Below are 2,163 nucleotides of genomic sequence, written 5' to 3'. Positions count from 1 at the left end.
ATTTCTTCGCGCGCGTCTTGGCCGGTCCCTTGGCGGGAGCCTTGGCCGGCTTGGCGCCGGCCCGTGCCTTGGGTGCCGCGCCGTTCTCGGCCTTGGCCGCGCGGGCGGGGGCCTTGGCGGCGGCCCGCTTGGCGGGCGCCGCCCCGTTGGCGGTCTTCGCCGGGGCTCTCTTGGCGGGAGTCTTGGTGGCGGTGCGCTTCACCGGCTCGTCGGTTGCCGGGCTTGCCTTGGTCGCTGCCACGTACACCCTTTCGGTCGTGCGTACTCCGGTCTGCGCAGGCGTGCGCCACCGAAAGCGTCTGCTATGTCGAATGCGGCGTTGTATCTGCTACTGGGGATTACCCGCCGCTATTCGGTAGGCGGCCGCCTCGACCATTGTAACGACAGTGTGTGGTAACGCCGCCTCGAGCGGCAAATCCGGCAGGCCCGCGCGTGTCCGGCGAAAAGTTACTTGGCAGTAGTGGTGACGTCGACCGCCGCCGCCATCGCGGCGCCGACGATGCCCGCGGTGTTCTGCAGTGTGGCCGCCACCACAGGGGTGCGGTTCTTCAGCAGCGGGATCCACTTGTCCGCTTTGCGGCTGATGCCGCCGCCGGCGATGAACAGGTCGGGCCAGATCGCGTTCTCGATCGCGATCAGCACCCGGGTGACCTCCTCGGACCACCGCTCGTAGCTCCAGTCCTTGCGTTCCTTGACCGAGGACGCGGCCCGGTGCTCGGCTTCCTTGCCGCCCACCTCGAGGTGGCCGAACTCCGTGTTCGGCAGCAGGGCGCCGTTGTGGATCACCGCGGACCCGATGCCGGTGCCGAAGGTCAGCAGGACGATGACCCCCGTGTTGTCGCGGCCCGCGCCGAACCGCTCCTCGGCCAGCCCGGCCGCGTCGGCGTCGTTGAGCACCGTGATCGACTGACCGCCGAGTTCGGCCGCGATGGCCTCGCGGGCGTTCGTGCCGATCCAGGCCTTGTCCACGTTGGCCGCGGTCCGCACGATGCCGTCGGTCACCACGCCCGGGTAGGTGACGCCCAGGTTCTCGGTCCAGCCGAACTCGCGGACGACGGCGGCGATGGTCTTGGCCACCGCGTCGGGGGTGGCGGGTTGCGGGGTGGCCAGCTTGAAGCGTTCGCCGATCAGCGCTCCGGTGTCGAGGTCGACCACGCCGCCCTTGACCCCGCTGCCGCCCACGTCGATCCCGAATCCCCGGCGCTGCGCATCGCCACCGCCGTCCGGGTCGGCGACGGGGGACTCAGTGGCGGTCATGGGCGCTCCTTCAGCACACGGCCGGCGCGAACCCGGCAAGCGTCTCGCGTCCCACACACTAACGGCTCGACCATGCTCCCGCGTGACTGTCGGGCAACCGGTCAGCGACATTCCACGCCGAAAGTGGTGCGATGGCGCTGTGACCGAAATCGACAGTGACCCGGGGACGCTGCGCGCGGTGGCCGACCAGTTGGCCGACGAGGCCGCGGAATTCGTCCGGCGGCGCCGGGCCGAGGTGTTCGGGGCGGCAGCAAGCCCGTCGGACGGCGGTGCGGTGCGTTCGAAGAGCAGCCGCACGGACCCGGTGACGATCGTCGACACCGAGACCGAGCGGCTGCTGCGCGAGCGGCTGGCCGTGCTGCGGCCCGGTGAACACGTGCTGGGCGAGGAGGAGGGCGGCGCCGCCGGGGTCCGTGCCGGACGCATCACCTGGGTGCTCGACCCCATCGACGGCACGGTGAACTTCGTCTACGGCATCCCGGCGTACGCGGTGTCGGTCGCCGCCCAGCTCGACGGCGAGTCGGTGGCGGGCGCCGTCGCCGACGTGGCGGCCGGCGCGGTGTACTCCGCGGCGCGCGGCCACGGGGCGCAGGTCCGCGACGGCGCAGGTACCCGTCCCCTTCGGTGCAGTGACGCCGATGAGCTGGCCATGGCGCTGCTGGGCACCGGCTTCGGCTATGCCCCGCAGCGGCGGCGGGAGCAGGCCGAGATCCTGACCCGCGTGCTGCCGCTGGTGCGTGACATGCGGCGGATCGGTTCGTGCGCCCTGGACCTGTGCATGGTCGCCGACGGCCGGCTCGACGCCTACTACGAGGACGGGGTCAACGTGTGGGACTGGGCGGCGGGCGCGCTGATCGCCGCCGAGGCGGGCGCCCGGCTGGCGCTGCCGCCGCCCGACGGCGGGGT

General features: G+C 71.9%; 2 protein-coding genes and 1 pseudogene. 1 reads left to right on the top strand and 2 read right to left on the bottom strand.

The genetic code is table 11. The features are described from left to right. Both Q2100_RS28225 and ppgK read right to left on the bottom strand, forming a co-directional pair. Positions 1-241 (bottom strand): annotated as a pseudogene (locus Q2100_RS28225) (RNA polymerase sigma factor); the annotation flags it as partial. Positions 242-447: 206 nt separating this feature from the next. Continuing rightward, a complete protein-coding gene (ppgK, locus tag Q2100_RS28220; protein WP_269896153.1) occupies positions 448-1,257 on the bottom strand; it encodes a polyphosphate--glucose phosphotransferase in 810 nt (269 codons plus the stop codon). A 139-nt stretch (positions 1,258-1,396) separates the two neighbouring features. On the opposite strand from ppgK, the gene Q2100_RS28215 reads away from it, so the two are divergent. Further along, on the top strand, positions 1,397-2,163 hold a 767-nt coding region (locus Q2100_RS28215; protein ID WP_302916700.1), incomplete at its 3' end, for an inositol monophosphatase family protein.

It is taken from the genome of Mycolicibacterium arseniciresistens, assembly GCF_030519285.1.
Classification (GTDB): domain Bacteria; phylum Actinomycetota; class Actinomycetes; order Mycobacteriales; family Mycobacteriaceae; genus Mycobacterium; species Mycobacterium arseniciresistens.
This window is presented reverse-complemented; position numbering and strand designations above follow the sequence as displayed.